Genomic DNA, 4,381 nt, shown 5'->3' on the forward strand with positions numbered 1-4,381 from the left:
AGGGGCGGCGCGGCCGCCGGCCCGTGAAGAAGAAGTCGAAGGTGAAGAAGGCGCTGGTGTGGACTGCCGGCGGCACGGCCTTCCTGCTGGTCGCCGTGGGCACCGCGGGCTACCTCTACGTCAAACACCTCGAGGGAAACGTCACGACGACCGACATCGGCGACGCGGGCGAGAAGGGCTTCAGCAAGAACGAGGCCTTCAACATCCTGATCATCGGCACCGACAAGCGGACCGGCAAGGGCAACGAGGGCTACGGCGACAAGGGCAGTCCCGGGCACGCGGACACCAACATCCTGCTGCACGTGTCGAAGGACCGGACGAACGCGACGGCGCTGAGCATTCCGCGCGACCTGATCGTCGACGTGCCGGACTGCCCGACCAAGCAGCCCGACGGCAGTGAGAAGATCATTGCCGGCACGCAGAACGTGCGGTTCAACACCAGCCTCGGGCAGGACGGCCGCGACCCGGGCTGCACCATGCGCACGGTGAAGGAGATCACCGGCATCCAGCCGCAGCACTTCATGATGGTGGACTTCAACGCGGTGAAGACGCTGACGAAGGCGGTCGGCGGCGTCGACGTGTGCCTCGCGCACCCGGTGAACGACAAGGAGTCGCACCTCCACCTGCCCGCCGGCAAGTCCAAGGTGGAGGGCGAGCAGGCACTGGCCTTCGTCCGCACCCGGCACAGCTGGGGCAACCAGGGCGACCTGGACCGCATCAAGGTGCAGCAGCAGTTCATGGCCTCGCTGATGCGCAAGATGTCCTCCAGCGACACCCTGACCAGCCCGACCAAGCTGGTGGAGCTCGCCGAGGCCGCCACCAAGGCGCTCACCGTGGACACCGGGATCGGCTCCGTGAGCACCCTCAAGGACATCGCCCTGGAGCTGAAGAAGGTGCCGCCGAAGAACATCACGTTCCTCACCGTGCCGGTGCTGGACAACCCGGCCGACGGCGTCGTCCACAAGACGGTGATACTGAACCCGGCCCTGGCCCCGCAGGTGTTCGACGCCATCAACAACGACATCTCCTTCACCGAGGTGAAGAAGAAGCAGAAGGCGGCCAAGGACGCCGAGGCCGCGCGGCTGAAGGGCAGCAGGTCCGCGCCCTCCGACGTGCGGGTGCGGATCCTCAACGGCGGCGCCCAGGCCGGCAGCGCGCAGGAGACCCTCGACTGGCTGCAGAACAAGGAGGGCGTGCTGAAGTCGGAGAACGCGGGCAACGCGCCGGCGCAACTGAGCAGGACGACGCTGGAGTACGCGCCCGACCAGGCGGCCCAGGCGCGGGAGCTGGCCCATCTCATGGGGCTGTCCGGCTCCGCGCTCAAGCCGGGCAAGAGCGTGATCAACTCCCAGGGGCTGCCGGCGATGACGCTGACCCTGGGCAGGGACTTCAAGGGCGCGGGCGTCTCGCTCACCGCTCCGAAGAAGGCACCGGACGTGGACAAGTCCACGGCGGACAAGGTGAAGTGCGCGTCATAGGTAACCCAACGGGTCCGTCGTGCGTCTAACTGGACGCGGGGCGGACCCGTTCCGCTGTACGCGCAAGGGTGGGGAGGGCAGGAAGTGGCGCAGAGCGATGTGCGAGGGCAGGACCCCGCGGTCGACGACACAATGCCGCTGGCACCGCGGGACCGCAGGACGTCCGAGGGGTCCGGCCGGCACGGCGGAGGGCGGGGCAGAAACGGGTCCACGGCCGGGCGGCCACGGCGCAGACGGCGCGTCCTGCGCTGGTCGGCGACCGTGCTGGCGGTGGTGATACTCGGCACGGCCGGCGCCGGTTACCTGTACTACCAGCACCTGAACGCGAACATCCGCAAGGGCGAGCGCAGCAGCGCCGACGACTCCAAGGTGCGCAAGACGCCGGCGAACGCGGCCGGGCAGACTCCGCTGAACATCCTGCTGATCGGCTCGGACGACCGGAACTCGGCGGCGAACCTGAAGCTCGGCGGCAGCAAGGCGAGCGTGGGCGCTCCCCCGCTCGCCGATGTGCAGATGCTCATCCACCTGTCCGCGGACCGCAAGAGCGCCGCCATGGTGAGCATCCCCCGGGACACCCGCGTCGACATCCCCAAGTGCACCGACCCCGACACCGGCAAGGTGTATCCGGCGACCACCGACATCATCAACACCACCCTGGCCCGGGGTGGAGCCGGCTGCACGCTGGCCACCTGGGAGAACCTCACCGGGATCTACATCGACCACTGGATGATGATCGACTTCGCGGGTGTGGTGCGGATGGCGGACGCGATCGGCGGGGTCGACGTCTGCGTGAAGCAGAACGTGTGGGACCACTCGACGCCCAGCCAGCGAGGCGGCTCGGGGCTGAAGATGACGGCCGGCACGCACAAGGTCAAGGGCGTGAAGGCCCTGCAGTGGCTGCGCACCCGGCACGCCTGGGGCAGCGACCTGATGCGCGCCCGCGCCCAGCACATGTACCTCAACTCGATGATGCGCACGCTGCGGGAGCAGAACGTCTTCACCGACAGCGGGCGGCTGATGGACCTGGCCGAGGCCGCGACCAAGTCGCTGAAGGTCTCGCAGGAGATCGGCACGGTCAAGAAGCTCTACGACCTGGGCATGGAGATGAAGTCGGTGCCGTCCGACCGCATCACCTCGGTGACGATGGCCAACGTCGAGGACCCGGAGAACAAAGAGCACGTCGTGCCGGACAAGGTCAACGCCGACAAGATGTGGGAGATGCTGCGCGACGACATACCGCTCGACAAGAACGGCAAGAAGTCGCAGGCCAAGCAGGTGTCCGACAAGTCCCCGGCGACCAAGGCGCCCTCGACCGAGCCGGGCCGGCTCGGCGTGCTGGTGCAGAACGCCACCCAGACCTCGACCGAGGCCGCGGTGCCGCAACGCGCGCTGGCGATCAGCCAGGCGCTGGTCCGGCAGGGATACGCCAGGGCCGCCACCGACACGTCGGGGACGCGGTCGGTGCAGCAGACGGTCGTGCAGTACCCGAGCGCGGATCTGCAGGGCGACGCCCAGGCCGTGGCCAAGGCGCTGGGCATCCCGATGAGTTCGGTGCGGCAGTCGACGTCGGTCTCGGGGGTCACCGTCGTCGTCGGCGCGGACTGGCGCACCGGCACCGACTACCCCAAGCAGCACACGCCCAAGCCCGGGGACCTGCCGAGCAACACCGACTCGATCAACGGCGCGGACACCAGCAAGTGCATGGACGTGTACGGGCCCTATCGGTGGTGACCGCGAGCGGGGCCCCGGGAACGGGGCCCCGACGGCTGGTCAGGAGCTGAGCACCGCGGGCCGCCGCGATGCGATGACCCTCTTCGCCAGCGACTTCGGGCTGGTCAAAAAGCCCCAGCCCCATGACATGTGCATGGTGGCGAGGGCCACCGGGATCTGGAGGCGCGCCTTCAGGGGCAGGCCCCTGCCCGCCGGGATTGAGCCCGCGGCGATCGCGGCCAGATAGCCGGCGGGGACGACGAAACCCCACGGGGTGAGCGCCGCGCCGACCACGATGCCGGCCGCCATCGCGCACACCGCCACCGGCGGGGCCAGGTAGCGCAGGTTGATGGAGCCGGAGTGGTAGCGCGCGACGACGTGCCGCCAGCGGCCGTAGTCCTTGTACTGCTTGGCCAGCGCCCGCACGGAGGGCCGGGGCCGGTACGACACCCTCAGCTCCGGCGAGAACCAGATCAGGCCGCCCGCCTCGCGGATGCGGAAGTTCAGCTCCCAGTCCTGGGCGCGGATGAACTCCTCGTTGTAGCCGCCCTGCTGTTCGAGGGCCTCGCGGCGGAACACGCCGAGGTAGACCGTCTCGGCGGGGCCCGCCTCGCCACCGGTGTGGAAGGCCGCGTTGCCGACGCCGATCTTCGAGGTCATCGCGGCGGCGACCGCGCGCTCCCAGTCGTTCTCGCCCTCGGCGTGCATGATGCCGCCGACGTTCTGCGCGCCGGTCTCCTCCAGCAGCCGCACGGCCGTGGCGATGTAGTTCGGCGAGAGCATGCCGTGGCCGTCGACGCGGACCACGATCGGGTGCCGGGAGGCCTTGATCGCCGCGTTCAGCGCCGCGGGGGTACGGCCGGTGGGGTTCGGGACGGTGTGCACGCGCGGGTCCTCGGAGACCAGCTCGGCGGCGATCTCGTCCGTGCGGTCCGTGGACGGACCGAGGGCGATCACGACCTCCATCTCGCCGGCGTACTCCTGCGCGAGGATCGCTTGGACGGCCCCGCGCAGATGCCGCTCCTCATTGAGGACGGGCATGATCACAGACACGGCGGGGAGCCGCACGTCGGAGTTGGCGTTCATAGGACGCTCACGTTACCGCGAACGGGGGACACCGGTGCGCGCCGCCGGGGCCACGGCGCGGGATGGAGATCGTATCGGCCTACGGTGCTCACGGATCCCACGTACGG

At 69.3% G+C, this 4,381-nt stretch carries 3 protein-coding genes; 2 read left to right on the plus strand and 1 reads right to left on the minus strand.

Features of this window, described 5'->3' with window-relative positions:
* Together ACLU3S_RS36015 and ACLU3S_RS36020 are read left to right on the plus strand one after the other, a co-directional pair.
* The coding region (locus tag ACLU3S_RS36015) for an LCP family protein (RefSeq protein WP_413956187.1) at positions 1-1,478 on the plus strand (1,478 nt) is incomplete at its 5' end.
* Between the two features lie 132 nt (positions 1,479-1,610).
* Entirely contained in the window at positions 1,611-3,209 is a 1,599-nt protein-coding gene (locus tag ACLU3S_RS36020; RefSeq protein ID WP_413956189.1) for an LCP family protein, read from the plus strand.
* Positions 3,210-3,248: 39 nt separating this feature from the next.
* Here the strand turns inward: ACLU3S_RS36020 and ACLU3S_RS36025 are convergent, their stop codons facing one another.
* Entirely contained in the window at positions 3,249-4,274 is a 1,026-nt protein-coding gene (locus ACLU3S_RS36025) for a glycosyltransferase family 2 protein (RefSeq protein ID WP_413956188.1), read from the minus strand.
* Between the last annotated feature and the right edge of the window lie 107 nt (positions 4,275-4,381).

Source organism: Streptomyces sp. AF1A, from assembly GCF_047340315.1.
Taxonomy (GTDB): Bacteria; Actinomycetota; Actinomycetes; order Streptomycetales; family Streptomycetaceae; genus Streptomyces.

Coding starts and splice junctions, on each gene's coding strand:
- ACLU3S_RS36020 (WP_413956189.1), top strand. CDS start 1,611: ATGCCGCTGGCACCGCGGGACCGCAGGACGTCCGAGGGGTCCGGCCGG.
- ACLU3S_RS36025 (WP_413956188.1), bottom strand. CDS start 4,274: ATGAACGCCAACTCCGACGTGCGGCTCCCCGCCGTGTCTGTGATCATG.